Source organism: Mesorhizobium sp. C395A, assembly GCF_030323205.1.
Lineage (GTDB): Bacteria > Pseudomonadota > Alphaproteobacteria > Rhizobiales > Rhizobiaceae > Mesorhizobium.
Genome location: NZ_CP100473.1, coordinates 2,058,622 through 2,082,159, shown reverse-complemented (window position 1 = coordinate 2,082,159; position 23,538 = coordinate 2,058,622). Strand labels below are relative to the sequence as shown.

Sequence of the window (23,538 nt, the reverse complement as noted above, 5' to 3'; positions counted from 1 at the left end):
GCGTGCTGCGCCCGAGGGAAAACGTGGGAGTGCGGTGCTTGGTTCCGGCCCGGCGATGGTCCGCGAACCCAGGGTCACTTGGCGGCGGTGAAGCCGGCCACCATCGCCTCGACGTCCTTGCGTGCCGAATCCAGCGCCTCCTGGCCGCGGGCGCGGACCACCAGCTCCGTCCAGAACTTGCCGTCGCCATATTTCGGATAGGAGCCGATGACGGTGTCGGGATGCGCCTTCTGGATGTCGCCCAGGGGACCGCCGATCAGGCCTTCGCCGAACGGGCAATGGACGGTGGCCGACAGCATCTTGGTGCCGGCCTTCAGCGTCGGCACGACATTGTCGAGCATGGCCTGGAAAATCGCCGGCACGCCGGCCATGACATGGACGTTGCCGATGCGAAAGCCGGGCGCGACGGAGACCGGATTGTCGATATGGTCGGCGCCGCGCGGCATGCGCGACATGCGCTTGCGGGCCTCGGTATATTCGATGCCGCGCGCGGCATAGCTCTCGCCCAGCATGGCATAGGCCTTGGCGTCGTATTCGCACGGCACCCCAAAAGCCTTGGAAATCGAATCGGCGGTGATGTCGTCATGCGTTGGGCCAATGCCGCCGGTGGTGAAGACATAGGTGTAGCGGGCGCGCACGGCATTCACCGCAGCGACAATCTCGTCCTCCTCGTCGGGAACGATCCGCACTTCCTTCAGGTCGATGCCGATGGCCGTCATGATGTCGGCGAGGTGGCCGATATTTTTATCCTTGGTGCGGCCGGACAGAATCTCGTCGCCGATGACAAGCATGGCGGCAGTGACGATTTCAGGCATGGAAGGCTCCGGCAAACAGGCCCGTTGGCAGACAAGGTCGCCTGAGGCAGAAAGAAGGTCGCCTGAGATAGCGCGACATCGAACTGGCGGCAATGCCGACACAAGCCGCCATCTGCCTTGCCGAGCGTTCGTCAGTGGGTGATGGTGCGCGCCGGTCCGCTCCCGGGTGAAACATGCTGGTATCGATTCTGCTGTGGCTTGTTGCCGGCCTGTCCGTGCTGGCTCTCGTCATCGTAGCCTGCCTGGTCGCGGCAACGCTCTGGATTGCCGCCAAGGCCGAAAGGCTGGTGCCGGCCAGCGGAAACTTCGTCGAGATCGGCGGCAGCCGCATCCATTATGTCGAAACGGGCGAGGGACGGCCGATCCTGTTCGTGCACGGACTTGGCGCCCAGCTTCATCAGTTCCAGCACACGCTGTTCAACCGCTTCGGCCCCGGTTGCCGGCTAATCGCGCTCGACCGGCCGGGATCGGGCTATTCGGTGCGGGCCAAAGGAGCCACCGGCCGCTTGCCTGAGCAGGCCGAGATCATAAGGCGCTTCATCGAAACGCTCGCGCTGGAAAGGCCGCTTGTGGTCGGGCATTCCCTGGGCGGCGCCGTCGCGCTGACCCTGGCCTTGGAGCATCCCGGCGCGATTTCCGGCATCGCCTTGCTGGCGCCGCTGACGCATCTGGAAGCCGGCGTCCGCGAGAAAGCGGGCCTGCTCTATATCCGTTCGCGGCTTTGGCGCTGGATCATGGCCTACACCGTCGCGATACCAACAAGCCTCAGATATGCGCGGCAGACACTGGAGTTCATCTTCTCGCCGCAGGCCGTTCCCGCCGACTATATGGTCAATGGCGGCGGATGGCTCGGGCTGCGGCCTGTCCATTTCCATGCGACCTCCACCGATTTCGTGGCGGTCGAACAGGATCTTGGCCGCATCGAAGAGCGCTATGGAGAGATCGCCATGCCGGCCGGGATTTTCTTCGGGACAGCCGATCGCGTCATCGCCATGCGCATACATGGGGAGCCGATGAAGGACAGGATCGAAGGGCTCGATTTCGAGACGGTCGAAGGCCTCGGCCACATGCCGCAATTCGTCGCGCCGGACCGCGTCATCGCCTTCATCAAGCGCATTGCCGAGCGGGCATTCGCCGGCCAAGACCTCACCACAGCCTCACAACAATTTCACCGAACCATTCGGCTGATATCCGGTTTACCCCGTGTCGCACCCAAGGCGGCAGATACGGAGTAATTCAATGTACAGGAAAGTTTTTGCAGCATCCGTCCTGACGATCGGTCTTGCCACATCGGCGATGGCGCAGTCATCGGACGGCAGGTATTCCAACGATCACAGCTGGTGGCCGTTCGGGAACGAGCAGTCATCGACCGTCGACCAGAGCACCACCGGCAGCATCAATGCCGACGGCAGCAAAGGCTATGGCGGCGCTACGGGGCCGTGCGCCTCCGACCCGTCAGGACCCTACGGAAATGTGAGGCCCAACGTGAACGATCAATATTGCGGCAAGTGACCAAGCCGCGGCTTCGACTGACCGGCAGGATGTCCCGCCTGTTTGTTTTGACGCAATTCCCAAGGGAATTGCTTAGGCGAGCATCCACGGCCGGCAGCGAAAGCTGAGGGGCAAGGATCAGTCGGAAACTTCGGTCTGCGGCCGGTCGCGGCCGTCGGCCAGTTCGTCGTGCCACTTGCCTTCGGCATCCTCATACTGGATGCCGTCCGTGGCGCCGGCGATCTGCTGTTCGGCCGAGGCGATCTCGGCGGCGCGCAGCGCATCCTGGTGGGTCGGGAATGTCTCCGAGAATGTCGAACCGACCTTGTAGGCCCAGCCCCCGTCATGCTCGACGATCTTGTAAGTCAGCTTCGCCATGAAATCCTCCGGTTCGTCCGTCCGCTCAATGCGGCCCGTTTTTCAATGCAATTTGGGCTTCAATGCAATTTGACGTCTGGCAGCCGGTCTTCGGGAACCAGCACTTCCGATTCCTTGGCCGCTTCGATCAAAGCCCTGCGTGCATCGGCCGTCGAACGATAACCTTCCAGCACTTTGAGGCAAGTGTCGAGAGCATCACGATGGCGCGGGCCGCGGTTGAGCGGCCACACCGTCATCAGACACTCCGCCGCTTCCTGGGTGCTGCGGATCTGGCGATATTTGCCGACATGGCCGAGTTCGACCACGACCGGGGTTTCAAAAGGTTTGTTATCCATGATGGCCGCAACGCAAAGCAGCCAATATGGTTGCAAAAATGGCCGTCAGCCTGCGCCCAAAAGTCGCGTCGCGTTTGCGACGCGCTTTTGATTTCTGTTTAATGCATGTCGTTGTCCCAAAACCGGGTCCCACTTTTGGGCGACATGCATTGGCGTCTCAGCAACCGCAATCGTTGGTCTCAGTAACCGCAGTCGTTGCGCAGCCAGCGGGCGTTGGCCCAGCCGGTCCGTCCGCCGATTTCGACCTGGTACCAGTTGCCGCGGCGGTCGAAAATCTCGGTGTGGTCGCCATTGAACAATTGCCCGATCATGCGCGACGACAAGTTCGGCCGTGCGCGCACAGCGAGAAACCCGCTGCCGGTATCGAGATCGTAGTGCCTGGACAGGCCGTGCACCGTGCCTTCGCAATATTGCGCGCCGACCGGAGACGACGCGGCGAACGACAGCGCGACCACCGTCGGCGCAGCCTGTTCAGCCCCTCATCCAATGCTGCATCGTCGTCACCGAGCGGGCAAGCTGTGGCGCGGGATGGATTTTTTCGCTGAAGGTGGCGGCGGCGCGCCAGCCCCAGCGCGGATCGGCGAGGAAGGCGCGGGCCAGCGCGACCATGTCGGCGCGGCCGTCGGCGACGATCGCCTCTGCCTGCGCGGGATCGTCGATCAGGCCGACAGCCCGTGTCGGGATGCCGGCGCCCTTGCGCACCGCTTCGGCCAGATGCACCTGATAGCCGGGGCCGGTCGGCAGTTTCTGCAACGGAGAATTGCCGCCGCTCGAACAGCAGAGATAGGCAACATCAAGCGCCTTCAAGGCTTTGGCCACCTCGATCGCGTCCGCGACCTCGAAACCGCCATCGACCCAGTCCTTTACCGACAGGCGGGCGCCAAGCATCAGGTTTGGAACCGCCTTCCTCACCGATTTGGCGATCTCGATGAGGAAACGCATGCGGTTTTCCAGCGAGCCGCCCCAGCGGTCGGTGCGCTGGTTGGAAAGCGGCGACAGGAACTGAAAGATCAGATAGCCGTGCGCGGCGTGCAACTCGAGGAAGTCGAAGCCGGCGCGCTCGGCCCGCCTCGCGGCTTGAGTGAAGCGCTCGATAAGCTGCAGGATTTCATCCTCCTCCAGCGCATGCGGCACATTCCAGCCGGTGTCATAGGCGATGGCCGAGGCCGAGACGGTCTGCCAGGGATCCTCGCCCGGCTGCAATGGGCCGCCGCCTTCCCAGGGCTTTCGGTTGGAGGCCTTGCGGCCGGCATGGGCAAGCTGAATGCCGAATTTCGTTTCCGGCGCGGCGACGCGCCTTGCTGCATCCAGCGTGCGCCGGGCGGCCGCCTCGTTGTCGTCGGAATAGAGGCCGAGGCAGCCATGGGTGATGCGGCCGCGCCGTTCGACGTCGGTCATCTCGACGGTGACCATGCCGGCGCCCGACATCGCCAGGTTCATCCAGTGATAGAGATGCCAGTCGCTGGCCGAGCCGTCTTCGGCGGAATACTGGCACATCGGCGCCACCGCGATACGATTCGGAAAGGTCAGGCCATCGAGGGCGATCGGCTGGAAAAGCGCTGCGGTCATCAAAAAAACTCCGGAGAGGGACTGCAGCTATTTAGGCGATGGCAGTTGCCGGCACCAGACACGAGGCGGTGAAAGCTTCGCCGTTTCGGTTGCGCGCAAAACCGTTCGCGGTTACGCCATGGCGCCGACAGCTTGGAGCTCATCATGGAAGATCGTATCCGCATCCGCTCGGAGGAAGTCCTGTCCGACGACTGGGCGGTCCTGAAGAAGACCGTTCTCGATTACCGTCGGCGAGACGGGCAGTGGGAGACGCAGATTCGCCAGACCTACGATCGTGGCGACGGCGCGGTGATCCTGCCTTTCGATCCCGAGCGCCAGACGGTGCTTCTGGTGCGGCAGTTCCGCTACCCCGCCTATGTCACCGGCCACCGCGAACCGCTGATCGAGGCCTGCGCCGGCCTGCTCGACGAAAACGATCCCGAAACCGCCATCCTCAAGGAGGCCGAGGAAGAGCTCGGCTATCGCCTACAGAACATCGAGCGGCTGTTTTCCCCCTATATGAGCCCGGGCAGCGTCACCGAACGGCTGTGGTTCTTCGTGGCGCGCTATTCACCCGCCGACCGCATCTCGGCCGGCGGCGGGGCGGCCAACGAGGGCGAGGACATCGAGGTTCTGGAAATGCCGCTTGATGAAGCGCTGGCCGGCATTTCAGACGGCCGCATCATCGACGCCAAGACGATCATCCTGATCCAGCATTTGAAACTGTACCCGATGAAGGGCTAGCTCCGGCGAAGCTCGACGTGCCTCACTGCTGCGGGCAGGGTGGCACGTCCACTTCGCGGATGAAGTTGCGCAAGTTGCAAGGACACCGGAATGGCGCGTGGCGCAAAGGCATGGCTGAAGCGAAACAGCGCGCGGGCATCTCTCATCTTGCTGAACGCCGCGCTGCTTGTCCGCTACCGCCGGTTGACCCAGCGTTTCCTTGAGCGGATGCGGCATCTGCCGAATTTTGCAGCCCCGGTGACGTTCACGGAAAAGATCCACTGGCGCAAGATTTTCGATGACGATCCTCGCTTTACCGGCCTTCTCGACAAGCTCAAGTCCAAGGAAATCGTCAGGGAGCGGCTTCCCGGGCTCGCCATCCCGGAGGTGCTGTGGCAGGGCGACGATCCGCTCCAGATCCCTTTCGATGACTTGAAAATCCCCTACGCCGTCAAATGCAACCACGGTTGCGCCATGAATGTCATCGTTCGCGATCCGGCCAACGCCCACCGGGAGGCGATCATTGCCGAGATGACGGAATACCTTGGCCAAACCTATGGCGCCCGCAAGCTGGAGCGCAGCTATGCGCACATAGAGCGGCGGGTTTTCGTCGAAGCGCTTGTCGGCAAGGACCAGGATTATGACCCGGTCGACTACAAATTCTGTGTGCTGGCTGGCCACGTCGCCTACATTGTCGTCGTCGCCTTCCGTTCCACGGTCAAGAATACCGCCCACCTGGATCGCGATTGGCGCCCGCTGAACATCGTCCAGGGCGCGATCGACTCGAGCCTGGAAATTCCCCCTCCCAAGAGCCTGGCGCGGATGATCGAGGCAGCCGAGGCGCTCGGCAGCGAGTTCGACATGGTGCGTGTCGATTTCTACGAGGAGGAGGGGGAGCCGATCTTCGGAGAATTCACGGTCTACCCACGCAGCGGCTTGCTGCAATTCGATCCGGCTGCCTTCGACCGCGAACTGGGCGCGCATTGGGATATTGGCGCGTCAGCTTACCTCAGTCGTTTGCCCAGCCGATTTGCCAAACGATATAAGGCAACGCTGGTCGCCGCCGGCTATCTCGACGTTTGACGGCTACTCGGTGGCCTGCCACGCCGAAGCTCGAAGAGCGAAGGGTGGTGCGGAGAACCCATACGATTAGAGATCGAGAGAAACTGATAGCTCAGCAGGTCAATAGCCGTGATTTCGAAGTGCTGCCTCAACTGAGCCGTAGCGGTCAATTTGCCCTGCTGGGATTAATCTTCGTGAGCCGCTGCCTGGTCTCGACCACGCGCCTTTGCGCAGATCGGATTCGGCAACACAAGGCGAGTGTCATAGCGACGCCGCAGTCTTCATCGAGCAAGTTTTCGGCGCGCTTCCTGCTGCGACTCGGCCGATTACCGCTAAGGTTGCCGGCAAGCTCTCCCACGTCCCGACTGGGTCGAGATCATTTGAAGAACTCTTTCAGCTTGTTGAGTCGACTGTCGCCAGAGGCCTTCCGGCCTTCAGGACACGCCGCCTCGCCGATCGTATCCTGCTGGATAAAGCGAGGTTCTCAGCCACCATTTTCTCGCTGAGTACCAGCGCGAACTCGGTCTGTTTGATGCGCTGCTGAGCATCAGCGAGTTGCATCGTGAAAAGATCGGTTGCCATTGTTGATCCGGGATCCGCGAGATTCATGATTGCGTAACACATGGCGGGCGAAATCGTTCCTAATTGTCGGGCGAAGCCGGTGCCGCAAAGGGCGGCTGAGTTTGAACTTCCCACCCGACCAGACGTCCGCGAGCGCCAAGGCATCGAGAGCCCAGTGATCGGAGGGCCACGACGAGCGGGCGCAACCCGACCACTTAAGTGATCAGCCTCGCTACAGCCTTGACAGGTACAGTCGCGGCCTCATCAAGGGGGGGTATCGATGGTCTCGGCGATTGGAAACCAACATCGGCAGGCAGCTGAAACTCGACCGAAACCCGCAAAGACAGAACCGGGCGAAGGATTTGCGCCAGGCAAAAGCGCAGACAGCGTAGGACATCGCGCCAGGGCAATGGCGGCAGAAAGTGGCGACACGGATTCTGGAGCCCAGGGGCGCGCCGCATCGACAATCGCCAGGATGGATATCACCGTTTTGGCTCCACAGAGCGAAGAGCCGCCTTTGGAGTAGCCCGGGCGGCCGTGCCGCTGCCTCGGTCCTTGTGCAGCACAACGCGCGCTGGCTACGCTCGGTGGCCATCGTCGTCTCGAAACACTTCGGGTGTTGCACTGCCGCGAGCCGCCTTCGCTGCTGGTCGAGGGGCTGTAACCCTTGGTGGGGCCGGCATCGCCTCGCCGGTCGTTGCGAGCCCACGATCGGGCGGCCAAGCGACCTTCCCTGTGTCGGTCTCTATTTGATACTAGGGGACGGCGGTTTCATCACGGGCAATTGCAGCTGGTCAATGGTTGCGACGATGCCGGCGGCAATGGCTTCCGCCTCATGGATCAGTTCCGGACCATAGAGCCCATTGACCATCTCTTCGCTCGGCAGCACGCCAGGAGGACAGTGCTCTTCCATTGTGCGCCGGATGAGCGTCAGCGCTGCCCGGCATTGGTCGGCTTCGATCTTCATAGCCCTTCAAACATCCAATTCGTCTAAAATGTTCCGGAACTAATTTAGCAATTGCTAATTGAAGTCGCAGTTCTGAGAGTCAGTGCATGCGTCTGAAATTCATCAAGCCCATGGAACCCGAACTGGTCGACACGCCGCCGATGGGCGATGATTGGATTCATGAGATCAAATTCGATGGCTACCGCACCCAGGTCATCAAGGATGATGACGGGATTCGGCTGATCACCAAGAACGGTTATGATTGGACGGGCCGCTACATCCAACTTGCCGGTGAGGCGGAAGCGATCGAGGCGAAAGACTTCATCATCGACGGCGAGACCATTACGATCAATGAGGCTGGCCTATCCGACTTCCATGCGCATCAATCAGCCGCGACCAGCCGCAAGCCTTCGCGCGATCTGTATCTGCTAGCATTCGACCTCTTGCACCTGAACGGGCATGACTTGCGGAACACGCCGGTGGAAGACCGTCGCGAGATACTCCGGGCGTTGATCCCGGACGGCGGCCGAATTCAGTTCAGCGAAGCGATGCCGGGCACTGGCGACGCCGTCTTTCACCTGGTCGACCAGGCTGGGCTTGAAGGTATCGTTTCAAAGCGGAAGGGCAGCAAGTATCGGTCGGGTCCGACGACGAACTGGCGCAAGATCAAGTGCTATGCCGAAAAGGAGATGGACATCATCGGCGTGCAGCGCGAGGCCGGCAAGCCTGCCATGGTGCTGATGGCCGACAAAGGCCACTATGCCGGCGGCGCCTTCGTCACCTTCAAGGCGGACAAGCGCCAGCGCCTATGGGACCGCGTGCAAGGCAAGATTGGCGGGCCGGCGCCGAAAGGGCTCAAGAGTGACAAGGCCGAATGGCTAAAGCCGGGCCTGGTCGGCCGCGTGCGGTTCCTAAAGGGCGAGGAGAAGCTTCGCCATGCCAAGCTGCTGGATTTCCGGGAGGAGACTTAGCCCGGAGGCTTGTCCCGGGGCTGTGCCGGTCCTGTCCCGTTCCACTGGATGAACTTCGCCCTCTGGCCGGTGATGGTCTCGATCGACTTCAACAGGGGTCCATGGACCTTACGTAGAGCTTGGTAGTGCTCGCCGTGGTACGCCAGGAGCGGCCCGACGATGCTCTTGTGCAGCGCTTCGGCTGCCGCCAGGAAGCGCTCGATTTCAGCCCGGGAAAGTTGTTCCGAAGGTTTGGTTCTGGCCATTGGCGCTCTCCATTGAGGGGTCGCCGCAACGAGGACTATAATCCTACATGCCGGACTGCCTGACAAGAGGGCTCGCCGGCCTTACCCCGCAGGTAGCAGTAGGGCGACGGCGCCAAGCGCAGCCATCAGGAGCAACCACCAGCAAAGATGAGCAGCGGCAGGCCCGGCGACCTCCTTTGGCACACGGACAAACAAGAAGGTCGCCGAGCCTTACCGGCGCTGCTTTGTGAGGGAGACGACGCCGGATGAGATGAGAGTATGCGATCGTGCTAATCTCTGCGAACCATGCGAACGAAGGAAAGCCTTGTGGCACGGACGTTGAGATCAAGGTCGGCGGGGCGCTGATGCAGGATTCTTCCAAAGCGGTAGTGAGTCCAGAGCGGAACATTAGCGTCGGCCAACGGTTAATTCGGCAGTGTTCCGAACCGTGATTGGTAGAGCGATGGTGACGTTTCATCTTGTCTATTTTTCCGGCCTCACGGCAGACCAGCTGCTAGGCAGCGCCGTTCCTATCCTGGCGTGTTTGCTGCTTTATAACGCTCTGGCTACGGACGCCTAACTGATGGGTCGGCCAGCGGCCGGCCTCCTTGGCAGCCGGCGATTGCCATCCCGATGCCAACTTCAAGACCTATCACGAGGCCAAAGACAAGCTTGCCGACGAAATCAATGGCGAGGGCCGGACAGGACGCCACACGTCCAGGCAGGGCTCTCTGACGGCATTGGCGATGGCCCGTTGGCAATTCGGGGGTCCATTGTTCCCATTTCTGTTTCTCCCAAAACTGCCCGCTGCCTCACGGTGGCGAGCTTTTTCGTTATAGGGCCCTCCGCGCTGGGCAATCTGTTCCAGGAGCTTCTGTGATGCCTCTATGACGCGGCAAACCTTGGAAAAGGTTTCCGTGGCAGGACCGGGGTACGATTCTAACCAACTACCGCTGTATAGGCCACTAGCGCCCGACGATCCGGCTAATCATGTCGTCATCAGGTGCGCTGTCGGTGAATTCCCGTAGCAGCGCCTTCGCGTGGTCTACCCAATGCTCTTCAGCCAGGTTCAACTCCCGAACGGATCTCCTGAAGGTCTCGCACACCACATCGAAATCGAAGGCGTCAATGCTGTAGCCTTCCTCGTCATGGTCCATCGGCCGCCTCCCCTATGGGGGAAACTGTACGGAATCGTACGAAGCAAGTGCAAGCGCATTCAAAAGCAATTGGCTGATGCCGCCCGATCGTTCCACAATGTGTTGCTAATATGCAGCACCGACTGAATCTCCGATCAGCGGCACTTGTGGTTGGTTCCAACAGCTGCACGTTGACGGCAAGATGCCAAAGCCAACGACATGCGGGCGACGAAGATGGACAAGCGACAAAACACAAGAAATGTTGAGTTGGTCGGTCTTCTGGCCGTGCCGTTGTCAGTTCTAATCACGCTGCTGATAGCTGGAATGATCCTTTGCTGAAATTTTCAAGTGGCAAAAGGCTGGGGCGGCGGGTTTTCCCCTTTGAAAGAAGTCACCATGTCCCAATCCGTCGAACCCCCGATATTGCCAGAGGATAGCCCAGACCGTGGGGTGAACTGTGAAGTCGCATTAGAAGCCGCGTTTGCGGCCTTGGTGACTGCGTCAGAAGCGCAAGGTTGGACGCCACAGGAAACGGCCGCAACTCTTCTTAAAATCGCGACGGAGCATGCCCACCGGGTTAAGGCCGCTGCGGCCCCAGCCGGCTCCTAAGGGAGTGCCTTGACCTGGCCCGCGCGGTCGGTCGCTACCGACAGGAGTGTTGCAGCAGGTATTCCAGCAAGAGTGTTAAACCTCTTCAGTTGCTACCCGCGTCAGCCTTTTCTATGGTAGCCAGTGAGTTCTTACAGAACAAATCCTAAGCATTTCAAATGGTGCGGACGACGGGAATCGAACCCGTACGATCAGAGATCGAGGGATTTTAAGTCCCTTGCGTCTACCAATTCCGCCACGTCCGCAGGCCAGCCCTTTTCAGACGCCAGCGAAAACCCGTCAAGCCATCTTTTGCCGAGTGTCGGACTCATGAAAGGTGGTTCGTGATGGCAAAACAGTTGGTTGTTGCCAAAATCTCAGTCGCCGAGAAGGCTCAGAATTTGTAGCTGAGATTGATACCGACCGCGTTCAGCTTCACATCCTGATCGCGATCGTTGAAGGGTTCCGCTACGTCATAGTGCTCGGAGCCGAAATCATAATAGCGATATTGCGCGCCGACGATGAATTTGTCGGTCAGCGCATAGTCGACGCCGGCGCCCAAGGTCCAGCCGACATTCGTGCGTGTGCCGGCGAACGACGCGCCCGCGACTTGCGAAGTTTCGATGCCGGCAAAGGCGACGCCGCCGACGCCGTAGACCAGCACGCGGTCCATGGCGAAGCCCGCTTTGGCGTCGACAGATCCGAACCACTTGATGTCCGTGCGGAATGTGCTTCCAAGGCCTGATACGGCCGTACCGTCGACGGCGGAATAATTGAGCTCCGCCTCGGCGCCGAGCACTGCCTGGTCGAACTGCCACAGGCCGGCGACATGGCCCCCGACGAAACCGCCGTCAATGTCGGGCGCGATGGAAAACGGCGCGCCTTCCGTCACTGATATGTCGGACTGGCCCCAGCCGTAGCCGGCCTGCAGGCCGGCATAGTAGCCGGTCCAGTCGAAGCCTGGTTCGGTCATCGGCACCGCCATCGGGTCGGCGGCGAATGCCGGCCCGGCCAGAGCAATCAGAAATCCGGCACTGGCAATGGTCAGACAGCGCATCGAGTTCTCCGAAAAGGCGGTTCAGAAGGCGTCTTGCCGGAAGGTAATCCTATTCGCCGCAAAACGGAACCCATTGTTCAACAATCGGAATGTACCCGTTGCTGCGCTGGGTGCTCAGCTGGGGGCGCTATTTGGCGTCGATGAAGTCCAGCGCCGCCTGGCTATATTCGTCCGGCGCCTGCAGCATGGCGAAATGACTGGCGTTGGGCAGGATGATGAGCTTGGCGCCCGGAATGACGGAGGCCATGTATTCGGTGTGTTCGCGCTTGATCGCCTCGTCATGGTCGCCGGCAACGATCGCGGTCGGCGTGGTTATCTTGCCGAGCTGTTCCTTGGTCCAGGCCGGCTCCGACTCCCACATGTGGCTGATCTGCGCCACGAAGGCACCGTACTGGTCGGGAGTCTTCGCCAGTTTCTTGTAGTCGCGGCCCGAGCGGTCGATGTAGGCGGCAAAGGTCTTGTTGGTCAGCACACCCGGATCGACGCCATCGGTGGTGACGTTGGCGGCCTGCGCAAAGAGCCGTGTCAGCCGCTCCGGATGATGCAGCGCGATGTCGATGCCGATAATGCCGCCGTCGCTCCAGCCGACAAGAGCGGTCTTGTCGATCTTGAGATAGTCGAGCAGCGCAAGATAGTCCGACGCCATGAGGTCATAGCCGTAAGCTTGCTCGGTGCGGGTAGAACGGCCATGGCCGCGGCTGTCGGCAATGATCACCATGTGCGTCTTGGACATCGTCGCCACCTGGCTTGCCCAGATGTCGCCATGGCCAAGGCCCCCATGGATCAGGAGAATCGGATCACCGGCGCCGAAAACGGCATAGTACATCTGAATGCCGTTGACCGGCGCATATCCGCTCTGATCCGGTTTGGGCATCGCCGCCGGCTCCGGCAAGGTCTGCCAACGCTCCTCGGCGGATGCAAAGCCGGACGAGATCAGGAACAGGGTGACGAAGGCGAATGCTTTCAGGAACCGGATCATGACTTCACCTCAGGAGTTTCGGGCTCATCACAACAAAAACCCGCCTCGCGGCGGGTCGTCGGCGCAAATCAGCACCATAGCCAGAATGGTAGCATAAGTGGCGGCACAAGCCAAACTGAATGACCGCACCGCTGATGCCTGCCCTCGGGGTGAGCAGGTGCGGCGCATCCGCCCGGGCGAATTCTCATCAAGCGGATTTCGTCCGTGATCGCTGGCCAAAACCTTGCCGGCTTGGCACAGTCGGGCAAACAGGAGTCTTTCATGGCCAAGCAGCCGTCGGCGACGAAACCCAAGCCCTGGACCGAGATGGCGACGCATCTGGTCGACGTCGCAACGGGGCGCAAGCCGGCCGACCTCGTCATCCGAAACGGCCGCTGGGTGAACGTGCATTCCGGCGAAATCATAGCCGGCACCGACATCGCAATCTCAGGCGGCCGCTTCGCCTATTGCGGGCCGAATGCCAGCCATGCGATCGGCCAGGGCACCAAGGTGGTCGATGCCGGCGGCCGCTATCTCGTGCCCGGCCTGTGCGACGCGCATATGCATGTCGAGAGCGGCATGGTGACGGTGACCGAGTTCTGCCGCGCCGTCATCCCGCACGGCACCACCTCCATGTTCATCGATCCGCACGAGATCGCCAATGTGCTGGGTCTGCCCGGCGTGCGGCTGATGCATGACGAGGCCGTCGCCATGCCGATCAACATCCATGTCCAGATGCCGTCCTGCGTGCCGTCCGCGCCGGGGCTGGAGCATGCCGGGGCAGAACTGACGGTCGCCGATGTCGCGGAAGCGATGACCTGGGAAAACATCATCGGGCTCGGCGAAGTCATGAATTTCCCCCGCGTCATCGCCAATGATCCGGTCATGTCGGGCGAGATCGCCGCAACGATCAAGGCCGGCAAGACGGTCGGCGGCCACTATGCGTCGCGCGATCTCGGCCTGCCGTTCCATGGCTATGTCGCCGGCGGGCCGGAGGACGACCATGAAGGCACGCGCGCCGAGGACGCAATCGCCCGTGTGCGCCAGGGCATGAAGGCAATGCTGCGGCTGGGCTCGGCCTGGTACGATGTTGCCTCGCAGATCAAGGCGGTGACCGAGAGCGGTCTCGACCCGCGCAACTTCATCCTGTGCACCGACGACAGCCATTCCGGCACGCTGGTGCATGAAGGCCATATGGACCGGGTGGTCCGCCACGCCATCCAACAGGGATTGAAGCCGGTGACGGCGATCCAGATGGCGACGCTGAATACCGCCCAGCATTTCAAGCTGGAGCGCGAGATCGGCTCGATCGCGCCGGGACGGCTGGCCGATCTGCTGATCGTCTCCGATCTTGCCGCCATGACCATCGACGAGGTCTATGGCCGCGGTATCAGGCTGGCCAAGGGCGGCAAGCTCGAGATCGACATTCCGGCCTACGATTACCCCAAATCGGCGAAGAACACCGTCAAGCTCGGCAAGAAGCTGAAGCCAGGCGATTTCGACATTGCGGCGCCCAAGGGCGCCAACGAGGTGCGGGTGCGGGTCATCGGCGTGATCGAAAACCAGGCGCCGACGCGGGCGCTGGAGGCCGACCTGCCGGTCGAGGACGGGCTGGTCGCCATGGACCGCCGCAACGACATCTGCCAGATCGCGCTGGTCGAGCGCCACCGCGGCACCGGAGGCGTCACCAATGCCTTCGTCTCCGGCTTCGGCTATATGGGCGACTGCGCCATGGCGTCGAGCGTCGCACATGATGCCCACCACATCATCTGCGTCGGCACCAACAAGGAAGACATGGCGCTGGCCGTCAACCGGCTGGGCGAGGTCGGTGGCGGCGTGGTGCTGTTTTCGAAGGGCAAGGAGCTTGCGCTGGTCGAAATGCCGATCGCCGGGCTGATGTCGGACGAGCGCGCCGAAATCGTGGCGGCCAAGGCCGAGAAACTGACCGAAGCAATGCGCAAGATGGGCTGCTCGCTCAACAACGCCTATATGCAGCACTCGCTGCTGGCGCTGGTCGTCATTCCGGAGCTCAGGATTTCCGATGTCGGCCTGATCGACGTGACGACGTTCCAGAAGGTCGATCTTTTTATCTGAGATCAGCCCCGGTGCTTGGCTCTCATCCGCCGGTGGCGATGGTCAGCACCTTGAATGGCGTGGTGATGATGATCTCGGCGACGGATCCGACTGCCTTGCCGAGGCCTCGGCCGAGATTGTCGATCTGGCCCTGCGTGGGTTCGTCCGATGCCAGGCCGGCTGGAGCGCGCAGACGGTCACCGAGCAATTGCACCAGGAACGGGTTGTCGGCGAATTTGGCGTGGTTCAGGCGGTCGCCGCCCTTGATCTGGCTGAGGTCGGCCACGACGACGCCGTAGCTGGCGATGTCGGCGGCGTTGCCGTAGTCGCCGACGCGCGGCTTGTCGCCGGATATCAGGCTGGACAATCGCAGAGCACGGTCGTCGGCGGAAAGCAGGATGACGAACGGCCTGTCGGGCTTGCCGTAGCGGATCATCTGCTTCTTAAAGACGTCGACATCGATATCGGGCGATGCCAGGACGACACGGCCGAGCTTGCCGTCGAGATCGCGGTCGCCGGTGATCGCCAGCTGGCGCAGCGCTTCCATCGTCACCCAGGTTCCCATCGAATGCGCGATGATGTCGATGCTCTTGACCCGTGTCTTGGCGAGCATCCTGAGCGTCGCCTCGAGGTCGTCGCGCGCGGCGTTGGCGCTGTCCTTGTCGTAGATATAGCCCGTGGTCTTGCCGCTCGAAGCCCACGAAAACAAGATCGGCGTACCCGGATATTCGGTGTCGTGGGCGATCTGCGTCAGCCGGTAGACCCCATCGTCGAAGCCGTTGTTGAAGCCGTGGACGAAGACCAGCGCGCGGTCGCCATTCATGGCGATGTTGGCGCCGACGGCCTTGGCGAATTGCGAGGCGTCGCCATAGTGGACGACGTCGGTGGCGGTGAATTGCTTGGCCGGGTTCGAATTTGCCGAGCCCTTGGCGCGCTCGATGGCGCCGACCTGGTGGACCTTCGGCACGGTGACGTCGACGCGGGCGTAGCTGGTGGTCAGCGAGCGATCGCCATCGAACACCTGGCGTGGGTCCTTGGTCGCCTGCTTGCGGGTGGTGGCGACGAAGATTTCGTGGGTGGCCGCGATGTCGGAGGCAGGCACCGAAACCGTCGTCTCGTTCAACAGGTCATGGGTGTTCGGGCCGACGCAGCCGGCGGCAGCGAGCGCGAACGCAAGGACCAGGACAGTCTTCCAACGCTCGTTCACGCGGGCTCCCGCTGGCGCATTGGCGCCGATTTCAATGTCGTAGAGGCAGAGACCGGCCCGGTCCAGTTGAAAGTGATCGGGCCGAGCGGCATTCGCGACCTCACGCAGCGACGGTCGCCGCAAGGCGACAGCCTTATTGTCCGAGCGCGCTGATACGGTCGGTCACCGTCTGGTCGCTGGCAAAGCCGTCATCCTCGCGCAGCCGCTGGCCGATCATCTTCACCAGTTCGGGATTGTCGGCGAATTTGGTGTGGTTGAAGCTGTCGCCTCCCTTGACCTTGGAGAGGTCGACCACGGTGACGCCATAAGCGGCGAGGTCGGCGGCATCCTTGTAGTCGCCGACGCGTGGCCGCGAGCCGGCGATCAGGCCTGAGAGCCGCAGCGCCCGGTCGTCGTCGGAGAGCAGCAGGATGAACGGCTTGTCCGGCTTGCCGTAGCGGCGCATCTGGCTCTTGAAGACGTCGACGTCGATGTCGGGAGAGGCCAGCACGACATCGCCGAGCTTGCCGCCGAGATCGCGGTCGCCGGTGATGGCCATCTGGCGCAGCGTTTCCATGGTCACCCAGGTTCCGAGCGAGTGGGCGACGATGTCGATGCGCCGCGCGCCGGACTGCTGCAGCATGCGCAATGTCACCTCCAGCTGATCGCGGGCGGCGCTGGCGCTTTCCTTGTCATAGACATAGTCGGTGGTTCTGGCGCCCGATGCCCAGGAAAACAGCACCGGCGTGCCGGGATAGCCGGAATCGTGGACGATCTGGGTCAGGCGGTAGACCGCGTCGTCGAAGCCGGTGTTGTAGCCATGCACGAAGACCATGACGCGGCCGCCGCGCGCGGCGATGTCGGCATTGAGCGCACTGGAGAATTTCGGCTGCGCATCGTAGCCGACGACCTCGGAGGCCATGAAGTACTTCGCCGGGTCGTTGGACCTGCCGCGCGAGCGGCGCTCGATCTGGCCGGTCTGGTGGGTGCCGGGAACGGTGACGGTGACGCGGGCGTAGTTCAGCGTCGCCGAGCGTTCGCCGTCGAAAACTTTGTTGGGATCGTCGGATTTCTTGCGTGTGGTGGCAATGAAGATCGAGTGATTGCCTGAGATTTCGGTCACCGGCGTGGACATGACGGCGCTGCCGAGCAGTTCCTCGGTTTTGCGGCCGCCGCAGCCGGCGATCAACAGGGCAAGTGCAAGAATGCAAATCGTCTTCAAACGCACGTCAAAAATTCCACTCCGGCCAAAAGGCCCATATACCCCGCGGCACCTCCCGGACAGTGAGAGTGCGGCAGAAGTAAGTCGTGTCCAGCCGAAATGTGGTCAGCGTCGAGCCACGGTCATCGCACTGTTGCGCGAAAGCCAGAATGGCGGCAGGAACGCAGGGATGTTGGAGAAGGGCAATACCTCGGGCTTGAGCCTGATGCCGAGCACATCGCCCATGAAGGCGCGGCGCGCCTCGATGCGGCGCCATGCCTCGGGATAGCGGGCCGCGATCTCCTCGCGCAGGGACTCATCGGCAAGCGCGATACCGTCTTCGATGTTGGTGGTGAAATAGCTGGTTCCGGTCGCCGGAATGATGTCGACCTGCAGCGCCATGCCCGATTGCAGCTTGATGTCCGAGCCGGAAAACACCGGCGAATGCATCCATTCGTCGATATGGACGAGATGGCCGGGATTGAGCGAGACGCCGAAGAACGGGTCGCCTATGCGGTCATGCACGGCTTTCCAAAGCGCTCCGCCGGCAACGCCTATGCCGATGGTCTCGTACCAGTCGACGACGGCGGCGAAATAGGGCGCTACCAGCTGTTCGACATAGTCGCTTATCTCGCGCGGCAGTTCGGCCGCGCTCTCGACCAGGAAGCCGGCGCGGGCGTTGAGCGAGCCCTGGATGCCATAGGCCATGGTGACGGGATCGCCGCGCTTGATGATGTCGAGGCGCGGGCTAGGCAAGCCGTAGGGCGCACGCCTGCCGGCGGACAGCATCGGGTGGCAGCACAGGGGCAGGCCGTTGATCCCCATCAGCCGCGCGGCCTGCAATTCGCTCATGCCGGGCTCGATATTCCTAAGCACGTTGCGCAGGCCCTGCGAGGAAAAGGTCGCGGCGAATTCGAAGGACGCCAATTGGTCTGCCTCGTTGATGGCGCGTAGGCCGTCGGACGGGTTCATCAACAGGTTGGCGGCGTTGACCACCGCGCCTCTGTCGCCGGCCAGTGTGCGCAGCGTATCGGCGATGAAGGACGGCAGGTCGAGCGTCGTCTCGCCAAAGCCGCCATCGCCGGGGCCGAACGGCTTCCAGCCGATTGCGCCGATCTTCTGGCCGGCCTTCAGGCCGCAGGCGGCAAGCGTGTCGGATAGAGAGGCCGAGCGGTCGCGTGGCTGCGCCGGCAGCGAGAAGGTCTGGTAAAGGACGCGCTCGTAAGGCCCGTCGCAGATTTCGGCATAGCCCCAACCCTCATTGCCGACGAGAAGCTTTGGCTGGCTGCCGGGAACGATGACCAGCAGCGTCTCCTCGAAACGCGGATCGTAACCACTGAGATAGGCGACATTGGCCGCGTGCTCGCGGTCGCCATAGACGGCAAAGGCGTCGAGCCCGGCCTCGGCGCCGCGCGCCAGCAGAGCCTCGATGCGCGCTTCGTAGGTCCGCCGCTGAACTAGCGGCATCACTGTTGGCTCGCCGAATTCAGGAAGGTCTACGGTCTTCAGGGCGACAGCCGAAACAGGCATGAAGATGGCTCCAATGGATTTCCTGCTGGCGCGCCAAAGCGGCCGCGCCGCATCGGTGGCTGCAAACGGCGAATTGTGCAATAGGCTTCGCCTTCGAACCATTCGATCCAGAGGTGACGGCGCCATGAACAGTTTCTCCTCCCGTGTCGCCACCGCCGCAGCCGCGATCCGCGAGATCTTTCCCGAAACGCCGCTGCAGGAAAACGACTATTTGTCGAAGAAGACGGGGGCTCGGGTGCTCTTGAAGCGCGAGGATCTTTCGCCGGTGCGCTCCTACAAGATCCGCGGCGCCTTCAACTTTTTCCGCAAGGCACTGGCCGCAGGCAACGAGGCCGAGCTGTTTGTCTGCGCCTCGGCCGGCAACCATGCGCAAGGCTTTGCCTTCGTCTGCCGCCATTTCGGCAAGAAGGGCGTGGTCTTCATGCCGGTGACGACGCCGCAGCAAAAGATCGACAAGACGCGGCTGTTCGGCGGCGATTTCGTCGAGATCAGGCTGGTCGGCGACTTCTTCGACGACTGCTACCGCGCCGCCTTCGAATTCACCGAAAGTTCCGGCGCGCATATGGTGCCGCCCTTCGACCACAAGGATATTATCGAGGGGCAGGCGACGGTCGCCTATGAGATCGCCGACCAGATGCCAGGCGCGCGCATGCCCGACATCATCATGCTGCCGGTCGGCGGCGGTGGCCTGGCCGCGGGGGTGACGCACTATTTCGCCGATCAGCAACGTGACGCGCGCTACGTCTTTTGCGAACCGGCCGGTGCGCCGAGCCTGCATCAGAGCCTCGCCAGCGGCAAGCGCGTCCGGCTCGCCAATGTCGACAATTTCGTCGACGGCGCGGCGGTGGCCGAGATCGGCCGCGAGCCGTTGCGCCACCTCAAGGAGTTCGCCGCTCAGGCGGTGCGGCTGATCCCTGAGAACCGGCTCTGCGCCACCATGATCGAGATGCTCAACATCGAAGGTGTGGTGCTGGAGCCGGCCGGTGCCTTGGCGATCGACGCGTTGAAGGATTTTTCGCGCAAGGAAATCCGCGGCAAGACCATCGTCGCGGTGGTGTCGGGCGGCAATTTCGATTTCGAGCGGCTGCCCGACGTGAAGGAGCGGGCGCTGCGCTTCGAGGGGCTGAAGAAATACTTCATCATCCGCTTTCCGCAGCGGCCGGGCGCGCTGCGCGACTTCCTCGAACTGCTCGGTCCCGACGATGATATCGCCCGCTTCGAATATCTGAAGAAATCGGCACGCAATTTCGGCTCTGTGCTTATCGGCATCGAAACCAAAGACCGGCGTAACTTCGATCTGCTGAGGGCAAATTTCGAGGCCGAGGGCGTGCACTATCAGGACATCACCGACAACGAGACCCTGGCCGGGTTCATCATATGAGCGGTACTGTCTTCGTCGCACTGTTTTCCGGCATCAATGTCGGCGGCAACCGCATCGTCCAGATGGCGGAGTTGCGGGCGTTATTCGAGGCGCTAGGCTTCACCGATGTCGCCAGCTATGTGCAGAGCGGCAATGTCGTGTTCCGGACCAAGAAGGGCGACGCCGCCACGCTGACCAAACAGATAGAGGCGGCCTTCGAGAAAAAATGGGGCTTTCACTCGCGCATCATGGTGCGCGATCTCTCCTGGTTCGAACGGTTGGTGAAGGAGAATCCTTATCCGGAAGTCGCCGGCGATCCGACCAAGCTTCACGCCTACACGCTGGAGCGCCAGCCGACGGCGGACGAGATCGCCAGGCTTGCCGAAAAATGCACCGGCCCGGAAAGCTTCGAGGTCAAGGGCGACGTGCTCTACCTCAAGGCGCCAGACGGGCTGGGTAAATCAGTGTTTGCCAACCTCATTCCACGCGTTCTGAAAGTGCCAGGCACCGCGCGCAACTGGCGGTCGGTGCTGGCGCTGCTGCAGATGGCGCGTTCGCTTTGAATCGCTTAGATCTGCGTTGCGGTTGCGATGCTAATTAGTCTCGGCTAAACAGTTGTTTTTCTGCAACAATTTCCGATTTTCCGGCCTGGGCAGCTTAATGAATACTGCATGTCTGTGCTATGCTCTTTCCGACTGCATTGGGGAGTTTCATGAAACGTCTGCTTCTCGCATCCACTTTCCTGATTTCGGCTTGCGGCGCGACGTTCGCCGCCGACGTGATTGAGACCGTGCCGGCAGGGTTTGTCTGGTCGGGTGGCTATGTCGGCATCAACGCCGGCTATGGCTGGGGACGCGGTGACGCGGTCGACCAGACGGATTCCTTCTTCGACGAGGAGCTTGGTCAGACCCATGACGTCGATACCGACGGCTTCCTCGGCGGTGTTCAGGCCGGTTACAACTGGCAGTCCGGAGCATTCGTCTATGGCGTCGAAGCCGATCTGGGCTATCTCGGCCTCGACGGCGACAGGACTATCGTCGAAGAGCCGGACAATTTCGGATCGGCGAAACTGGGCGTCTATGGCGATCTGACGGCACGTCTGGGCTACGCCACCGACAGGCTGCTGATCTACGCCAAGGGCGGCGCGGCGGCGACTCACTACAAATTGAGTTATGGCGATACTTTCGATTTTGACGGGGTGCCCGACCCGGACAGCAGCGCATCGAGGAGCGGAGGCCGCTTCGGCTATACGATCGGTGGCGGTGTCGAATGGGCCTTCGCCGACAAATGGACCACGAAGCTGGAATACCAGTACTTCGACTTCGGCAAGGTCCGTTTGACAGATATCGAGGGCAACGACGCAAGGGTGAAGATCGACGCCCATACGATCAAGATCGGCCTGAACTACAAGTTCTGATCGATCCGTCGTTCCGACAATTCAGATGGCGTCGCAACCAAGTGACGCCATAACGTTGTCCGGGGCTGGCAGCTTCCGGCGTTCGGCGTTGCGGCTGACAGCAGATCAGGTCGCCGGAGCCTGCTTCCACTCGAAAGTCAGCTCCTCGCGGAAGGCAAAGCGCTTGATGTGATCGGCAACGACGCTCTCCATGCGCTCCAGCGATCCACTTTCATCCGTCGACACCGTGATATGCAGCGCTGCCGCATCGGCATCGAGAACCGTGCGGCCGAGCGACAGATCGATGGTGCCGTGGTTTGGATCGAACTCGACGGGAAATTTGTGCGCCCAGTGCTTGCACAGCTGCTGCAAATAGCGGCTGGCATATGCGGTGGTGACATCGGCACGGCTGGTCGGCATGAACGAATTCTCCTGGATGAGGCACTGGCTTTGCTTGGCTGGCGCGACAGGCAGGTAAATAGGTGCCGTTGGTCGAAATGGCAAAGGCGGCCGGCTTGTCGGCGCGGCCGCCTCGCTCAAGATGGCGTGATCGCTACCAGGTGCCGGTGTTCGGCATCGATGCCCACGGCTCGGCCTTGGGCTTGGCCGGGCCCTTCTGCAGCAGTTCGAAGGAGATGCCGTCCGGCGACTTGACGAAGGCCATGTTGCCGTCGCGCGGCGGCCGGTTGATGATGACGCCATTGTCCATCAGATGCTGGCAGGTGGCGTAGATGTCGTCGACCTCATAGGCGAGATGGCCGAAATTGCGGCCGCCCTTGTACTCCTCCGGATCCCAATTGTAGGTCAGTTCGATCAGCGGCGCCTTCTCAGTGATGCCGCTTTCTACATCCTCGGAGGCGGCGAGGAAGATCAGCGTGAAGCGGCCCTGCTCGTTTTCGTAGCGGCGCACTTCCTTAAGGCCGAGCTTGTTGCAGTAGAAATCAAGCGAGACATCGACGTCGGCGACACGGACCATTGTGTGGAGGTAGCGCATGGGATTTCCTCGGGGATGTTTGGGTTGCGAGGCAACATAAGGTCCACCCCGCCGGAGGGCAACGAGCATCGGACTGGAAAAGTGATCACCGGTTTTGGAAAAATCAGATTGCTCTGACAAAAGCGTCGAACACAAGTGGTTGCCGATTTCGGCAAAATCCCTTGCAAATTGCCGACCGGTTGACCGCCTTGATGGATCGTCATTGCTGCCGGCAGCGACGCCGGCAAACAACAAGTCAGCTATTCCTGTATTCAACCGTGAAAAAAGGCACGGCAGGTCTTGCACACCCCGGAAGCGGCGGTGTTAATCTAATGTCAAGAATCACTTGCGGTTTTCTTGAAAAAAGGGGGCGTTCTTATGGGGGATAAGGCCTCTTTCACGAGGCGGGATGAGAACCTTGACGACGCCCTGAAGAGTGACAGTGGCGGCGATAGCGCCGACCTTGTCGAAATCGCCGGCGCCATCAAATGGTTCGACGTGGCCAAGGGCTACGGTTTCATACTTCCCGATGACGGTTCTTCGGGCGACATCCTCCTCCATGTCACCTGCCTTCGAAAGGACGGTTTTCAGACTGCATTGGAGGGCGCGCGTGTCGTGTGCCTTGTCAAGCACGGCGACCGTGGTTTGCAGGCGTTCCGGGTGCTGTCCATGGACACCACTACGGCGGTCCATCCGGCCGAGATGCAGGAACAGCGCACCCATGTGGCGGTGACGCCGGAAAGCGGGCTCGAGCGGGCGCTGGTCAAGTGGTTCAACCGCACCAAGGGCTTCGGCTTTCTGACGCGCGGCGAGGGCACCGAGGATATCTTCGTCCATATGGAGACGCTGCGCCGCTATGGCATCACCGAGCTCAGGCCCGGACAGGTCGTGCTGGTGCGATTCGGACGCGGTGACAAGGGCCTCATGGCTGCCGAGATTCACCCCGATATGGGCACCTTGCCGGTCGCGCATTAGGACGCGAGCCTTCCTGAGGAAGTCAGGACGGCGTTTTTCTTGGTTTCACCA

Annotated in this window: 26 protein-coding genes and 1 tRNA gene; 10 read left to right on the top strand and 17 right to left on the bottom strand. The window is 61.6% G+C overall.

Translation table 11 applies throughout. The annotated features are described in order from the left end of the window. Positions 1-74: 74 nt before the first annotated feature. The gene (locus NLY37_RS10395) at positions 75-815 is read right to left on the bottom strand and encodes a competence/damage-inducible protein A (RefSeq protein ID WP_023734438.1); all 741 of its coding nucleotides are present in this window, start codon (positions 813-815) and stop codon (positions 75-77) included. A gap of 173 nt (positions 816-988) precedes the next feature. Between NLY37_RS10395 and NLY37_RS10390 the strand changes: the two genes are divergently transcribed. Both NLY37_RS10390 and NLY37_RS10385 read left to right on the top strand, forming a co-directional pair. After that, entirely contained in the window at positions 989-2,050 is a 1,062-nt protein-coding gene (locus tag NLY37_RS10390; RefSeq protein ID WP_023741434.1) for an alpha/beta fold hydrolase, read from the top strand. A 4-nt stretch (positions 2,051-2,054) separates the two neighbouring features. Continuing rightward, positions 2,055-2,327 carry a hypothetical protein gene (locus NLY37_RS10385; RefSeq protein ID WP_023734436.1) on the top strand — a complete coding sequence of 91 codons (273 nt, stop codon included), beginning with the start codon at positions 2,055-2,057 and terminating at the stop codon, positions 2,325-2,327. Positions 2,328-2,444: 117 nt separating this feature from the next. Here the strand turns inward: NLY37_RS10385 and NLY37_RS10380 are convergent, their stop codons facing one another. The 4 genes from NLY37_RS10380 to NLY37_RS10365 all read right to left on the bottom strand — a co-directional run bounded on the left by NLY37_RS10380 (position 2,445) and on the right by NLY37_RS10365 (position 4,588). Continuing rightward, complete coding sequence (locus NLY37_RS10380) at positions 2,445-2,684, bottom strand: DUF2188 domain-containing protein (RefSeq protein ID WP_023667535.1); 240 nt, start codon at positions 2,682-2,684, stop codon at positions 2,445-2,447. A 59-nt stretch (positions 2,685-2,743) separates the two neighbouring features. After that, the gene (locus NLY37_RS10375) at positions 2,744-3,022 is read right to left on the bottom strand and encodes a DUF982 domain-containing protein (RefSeq protein WP_033003030.1); all 279 of its coding nucleotides are present in this window, start codon (positions 3,020-3,022) and stop codon (positions 2,744-2,746) included. Between the two features lie 176 nt (positions 3,023-3,198). Further along, a complete protein-coding gene (locus NLY37_RS10370) occupies positions 3,199-3,474 on the bottom strand; it encodes an SH3 domain-containing protein (protein ID WP_023734434.1) in 276 nt (91 codons plus the stop codon). A gap of 16 nt (positions 3,475-3,490) precedes the next feature. Beyond that, positions 3,491-4,588, bottom strand: a complete 1,098-nt coding sequence (locus NLY37_RS10365) for an NADH:flavin oxidoreductase/NADH oxidase (RefSeq protein ID WP_023734433.1) — start codon at positions 4,586-4,588, stop codon at positions 3,491-3,493. A gap of 144 nt (positions 4,589-4,732) precedes the next feature. On the opposite strand from NLY37_RS10365, the gene NLY37_RS10360 reads away from it, so the two are divergent. Then, complete coding sequence (locus tag NLY37_RS10360) at positions 4,733-5,311, top strand: NUDIX domain-containing protein (protein WP_023741433.1); 579 nt, start codon at positions 4,733-4,735, stop codon at positions 5,309-5,311. Positions 5,312-5,401: 90 nt separating this feature from the next. After that, on the top strand, positions 5,402-6,373 hold the full coding sequence (locus NLY37_RS10355; protein WP_023741432.1) for an ATP-grasp fold amidoligase family protein: 972 nt from the start codon (positions 5,402-5,404) through the stop codon (positions 6,371-6,373). A gap of 372 nt (positions 6,374-6,745) precedes the next feature. Here the strand turns inward: NLY37_RS10355 and NLY37_RS10350 are convergent, their stop codons facing one another. Then, on the bottom strand, positions 6,746-6,934 hold the full coding sequence (locus NLY37_RS10350) for a hypothetical protein (protein ID WP_023688348.1): 189 nt from the start codon (positions 6,932-6,934) through the stop codon (positions 6,746-6,748). 724 nt (positions 6,935-7,658) lie between these two features. Then, entirely contained in the window at positions 7,659-7,880 is a 222-nt protein-coding gene (locus tag NLY37_RS10345; RefSeq protein ID WP_023681532.1) for a hypothetical protein, read from the bottom strand. An 86-nt stretch (positions 7,881-7,966) separates the two neighbouring features. Between NLY37_RS10345 and NLY37_RS10340 the strand changes: the two genes are divergently transcribed. Continuing rightward, complete coding sequence (locus NLY37_RS10340; protein WP_023667527.1) at positions 7,967-8,830, top strand: ATP-dependent DNA ligase; 864 nt, start codon at positions 7,967-7,969, stop codon at positions 8,828-8,830. Here the strand turns inward: NLY37_RS10340 and NLY37_RS10335 are convergent. The 5 genes from NLY37_RS10335 to NLY37_RS10315 all read right to left on the bottom strand — a co-directional run bounded on the left by NLY37_RS10335 (position 8,827) and on the right by NLY37_RS10315 (position 12,814). After that, positions 8,827-9,075 carry a hypothetical protein gene (locus NLY37_RS10335; protein ID WP_023695401.1) on the bottom strand — a complete coding sequence of 83 codons (249 nt, stop codon included), beginning with the start codon at positions 9,073-9,075 and terminating at the stop codon, positions 8,827-8,829. The two genes, NLY37_RS10340 and NLY37_RS10335, sit on opposite strands and share 4 nt — an antisense overlap. 944 nt (positions 9,076-10,019) lie before the next feature. Then, positions 10,020-10,211: a hypothetical protein gene (locus NLY37_RS10330; RefSeq protein WP_023667524.1), complete on the bottom strand. Its 192-nt coding sequence runs from the start codon at positions 10,209-10,211 to the stop codon at positions 10,020-10,022. 747 nt (positions 10,212-10,958) lie between these two features. Beyond that, positions 10,959-11,044, bottom strand: a tRNA-Leu gene (locus NLY37_RS10325). A 128-nt stretch (positions 11,045-11,172) separates the two neighbouring features. After that, the gene (locus NLY37_RS10320; protein ID WP_023681530.1) at positions 11,173-11,835 is read right to left on the bottom strand and encodes an outer membrane protein; all 663 of its coding nucleotides are present in this window, start codon (positions 11,833-11,835) and stop codon (positions 11,173-11,175) included. A gap of 127 nt (positions 11,836-11,962) precedes the next feature. Next, positions 11,963-12,814, bottom strand: coding sequence for an alpha/beta fold hydrolase (locus tag NLY37_RS10315; RefSeq protein ID WP_023681529.1), 852 nt, complete (start codon positions 12,812-12,814; stop codon positions 11,963-11,965). Between the two features lie 261 nt (positions 12,815-13,075). Here NLY37_RS10315 and ade point away from each other — a divergent pair, with 261 nt between their 5' ends. Beyond that, positions 13,076-14,887: an adenine deaminase gene (gene ade / locus NLY37_RS10310; protein WP_023741430.1), complete on the top strand. Its 1,812-nt coding sequence runs from the start codon at positions 13,076-13,078 to the stop codon at positions 14,885-14,887. 22 nt (positions 14,888-14,909) lie between these two features. Here the strand turns inward: ade and NLY37_RS10305 are convergent, their stop codons facing one another. The 3 genes from NLY37_RS10305 to NLY37_RS10295 all read right to left on the bottom strand — a co-directional run bounded on the left by NLY37_RS10305 (position 14,910) and on the right by NLY37_RS10295 (position 18,783). Next, entirely contained in the window at positions 14,910-16,073 is a 1,164-nt protein-coding gene (locus NLY37_RS10305; protein ID WP_023714234.1) for an alpha/beta hydrolase, read from the bottom strand. A 133-nt stretch (positions 16,074-16,206) separates the two neighbouring features. Further along, positions 16,207-17,280 carry an alpha/beta hydrolase gene (locus NLY37_RS10300; RefSeq protein WP_023681526.1) on the bottom strand — a complete coding sequence of 358 codons (1,074 nt, stop codon included), beginning with the start codon at positions 17,278-17,280 and terminating at the stop codon, positions 16,207-16,209. A gap of 99 nt (positions 17,281-17,379) precedes the next feature. Next, positions 17,380-18,783, bottom strand: coding sequence for an aminopeptidase P family N-terminal domain-containing protein (locus NLY37_RS10295; protein WP_031203691.1), 1,404 nt, complete (start codon positions 18,781-18,783; stop codon positions 17,380-17,382). A gap of 124 nt (positions 18,784-18,907) precedes the next feature. Here NLY37_RS10295 and ilvA point away from each other — a divergent pair, with 124 nt between their 5' ends. The 3 genes from ilvA (at position 18,908) to NLY37_RS10280 (ending at position 21,560) form a co-directional block, all read left to right on the top strand. After that, a complete protein-coding gene (gene ilvA / locus NLY37_RS10290) occupies positions 18,908-20,164 on the top strand; it encodes a threonine ammonia-lyase IlvA (RefSeq protein WP_023715803.1) in 1,257 nt (418 codons plus the stop codon). Then, complete coding sequence (locus NLY37_RS10285) at positions 20,161-20,706, top strand: DUF1697 domain-containing protein (RefSeq protein ID WP_023715802.1); 546 nt, start codon at positions 20,161-20,163, stop codon at positions 20,704-20,706. The genes ilvA and NLY37_RS10285 overlap by 4 nt, the downstream gene beginning before the upstream one ends. 149 nt (positions 20,707-20,855) lie before the next feature. After that, positions 20,856-21,560, top strand: coding sequence for an outer membrane protein (locus NLY37_RS10280; protein WP_023706612.1), 705 nt, complete (start codon positions 20,856-20,858; stop codon positions 21,558-21,560). A gap of 105 nt (positions 21,561-21,665) precedes the next feature. Here the strand turns inward: NLY37_RS10280 and NLY37_RS10275 are convergent, their stop codons facing one another. Both NLY37_RS10275 and NLY37_RS10270 read right to left on the bottom strand, forming a co-directional pair. Beyond that, complete coding sequence (locus NLY37_RS10275) at positions 21,666-21,959, bottom strand: DUF2218 domain-containing protein (RefSeq protein WP_023681521.1); 294 nt, start codon at positions 21,957-21,959, stop codon at positions 21,666-21,668. A 133-nt stretch (positions 21,960-22,092) separates the two neighbouring features. Next, positions 22,093-22,533, bottom strand: a complete 441-nt coding sequence (locus NLY37_RS10270) for a VOC family protein (protein ID WP_023667513.1) — start codon at positions 22,531-22,533, stop codon at positions 22,093-22,095. A gap of 357 nt (positions 22,534-22,890) precedes the next feature. On the opposite strand from NLY37_RS10270, the gene NLY37_RS10265 reads away from it, so the two are divergent. Further along, on the top strand, positions 22,891-23,487 hold the full coding sequence (locus tag NLY37_RS10265; RefSeq protein ID WP_031193130.1) for a cold-shock protein: 597 nt from the start codon (positions 22,891-22,893) through the stop codon (positions 23,485-23,487). Positions 23,488-23,538 lie beyond the last annotated feature (51 nt).

Coding starts and splice junctions, on each gene's coding strand:
- NLY37_RS10345 (WP_023681532.1), bottom strand. CDS start 7,880: ATGAAGATCGAAGCCGACCAATGCCGGGCAGCGCTGACGCTCATCCGG.
- NLY37_RS10320 (WP_023681530.1), bottom strand. CDS start 11,835: ATGCGCTGTCTGACCATTGCCAGTGCCGGATTTCTGATTGCTCTGGCC.
- NLY37_RS10340 (WP_023667527.1), top strand. CDS start 7,967: ATGCGTCTGAAATTCATCAAGCCCATGGAACCCGAACTGGTCGACACG.
- NLY37_RS10315 (WP_023681529.1), bottom strand. CDS start 12,814: ATGATCCGGTTCCTGAAAGCATTCGCCTTCGTCACCCTGTTCCTGATC.
- ilvA (WP_023715803.1), top strand. CDS start 18,908: ATGAACAGTTTCTCCTCCCGTGTCGCCACCGCCGCAGCCGCGATCCGC.
- NLY37_RS10365 (WP_023734433.1), bottom strand. CDS start 4,588: ATGACCGCAGCGCTTTTCCAGCCGATCGCCCTCGATGGCCTGACCTTT.
- NLY37_RS10380 (WP_023667535.1), bottom strand. CDS start 2,684: ATGGCGAAGCTGACTTACAAGATCGTCGAGCATGACGGGGGCTGGGCC.
- NLY37_RS10275 (WP_023681521.1), bottom strand. CDS start 21,959: ATGCCGACCAGCCGTGCCGATGTCACCACCGCATATGCCAGCCGCTAT.
- NLY37_RS10280 (WP_023706612.1), top strand. CDS start 20,856: ATGAAACGTCTGCTTCTCGCATCCACTTTCCTGATTTCGGCTTGCGGC.
- NLY37_RS10285 (WP_023715802.1), top strand. CDS start 20,161: ATGAGCGGTACTGTCTTCGTCGCACTGTTTTCCGGCATCAATGTCGGC.
- NLY37_RS10360 (WP_023741433.1), top strand. CDS start 4,733: ATGGAAGATCGTATCCGCATCCGCTCGGAGGAAGTCCTGTCCGACGAC.
- NLY37_RS10335 (WP_023695401.1), bottom strand. CDS start 9,075: ATGGCCAGAACCAAACCTTCGGAACAACTTTCCCGGGCTGAAATCGAG.
- ade (WP_023741430.1), top strand. CDS start 13,076: ATGGCCAAGCAGCCGTCGGCGACGAAACCCAAGCCCTGGACCGAGATG.
- NLY37_RS10390 (WP_023741434.1), top strand. CDS start 989: ATGCTGGTATCGATTCTGCTGTGGCTTGTTGCCGGCCTGTCCGTGCTG.
- NLY37_RS10385 (WP_023734436.1), top strand. CDS start 2,055: ATGTACAGGAAAGTTTTTGCAGCATCCGTCCTGACGATCGGTCTTGCC.
- NLY37_RS10270 (WP_023667513.1), bottom strand. CDS start 22,533: ATGCGCTACCTCCACACAATGGTCCGTGTCGCCGACGTCGATGTCTCG.
- NLY37_RS10295 (WP_031203691.1), bottom strand. CDS start 18,783: ATGCCTGTTTCGGCTGTCGCCCTGAAGACCGTAGACCTTCCTGAATTC.
- NLY37_RS10330 (WP_023667524.1), bottom strand. CDS start 10,211: ATGGACCATGACGAGGAAGGCTACAGCATTGACGCCTTCGATTTCGAT.
- NLY37_RS10355 (WP_023741432.1), top strand. CDS start 5,402: ATGGCGCGTGGCGCAAAGGCATGGCTGAAGCGAAACAGCGCGCGGGCA.
- NLY37_RS10395 (WP_023734438.1), bottom strand. CDS start 815: ATGCCTGAAATCGTCACTGCCGCCATGCTTGTCATCGGCGACGAGATT.
- NLY37_RS10265 (WP_031193130.1), top strand. CDS start 22,891: ATGGGGGATAAGGCCTCTTTCACGAGGCGGGATGAGAACCTTGACGAC.
- NLY37_RS10350 (WP_023688348.1), bottom strand. CDS start 6,934: ATGGCAACCGATCTTTTCACGATGCAACTCGCTGATGCTCAGCAGCGC.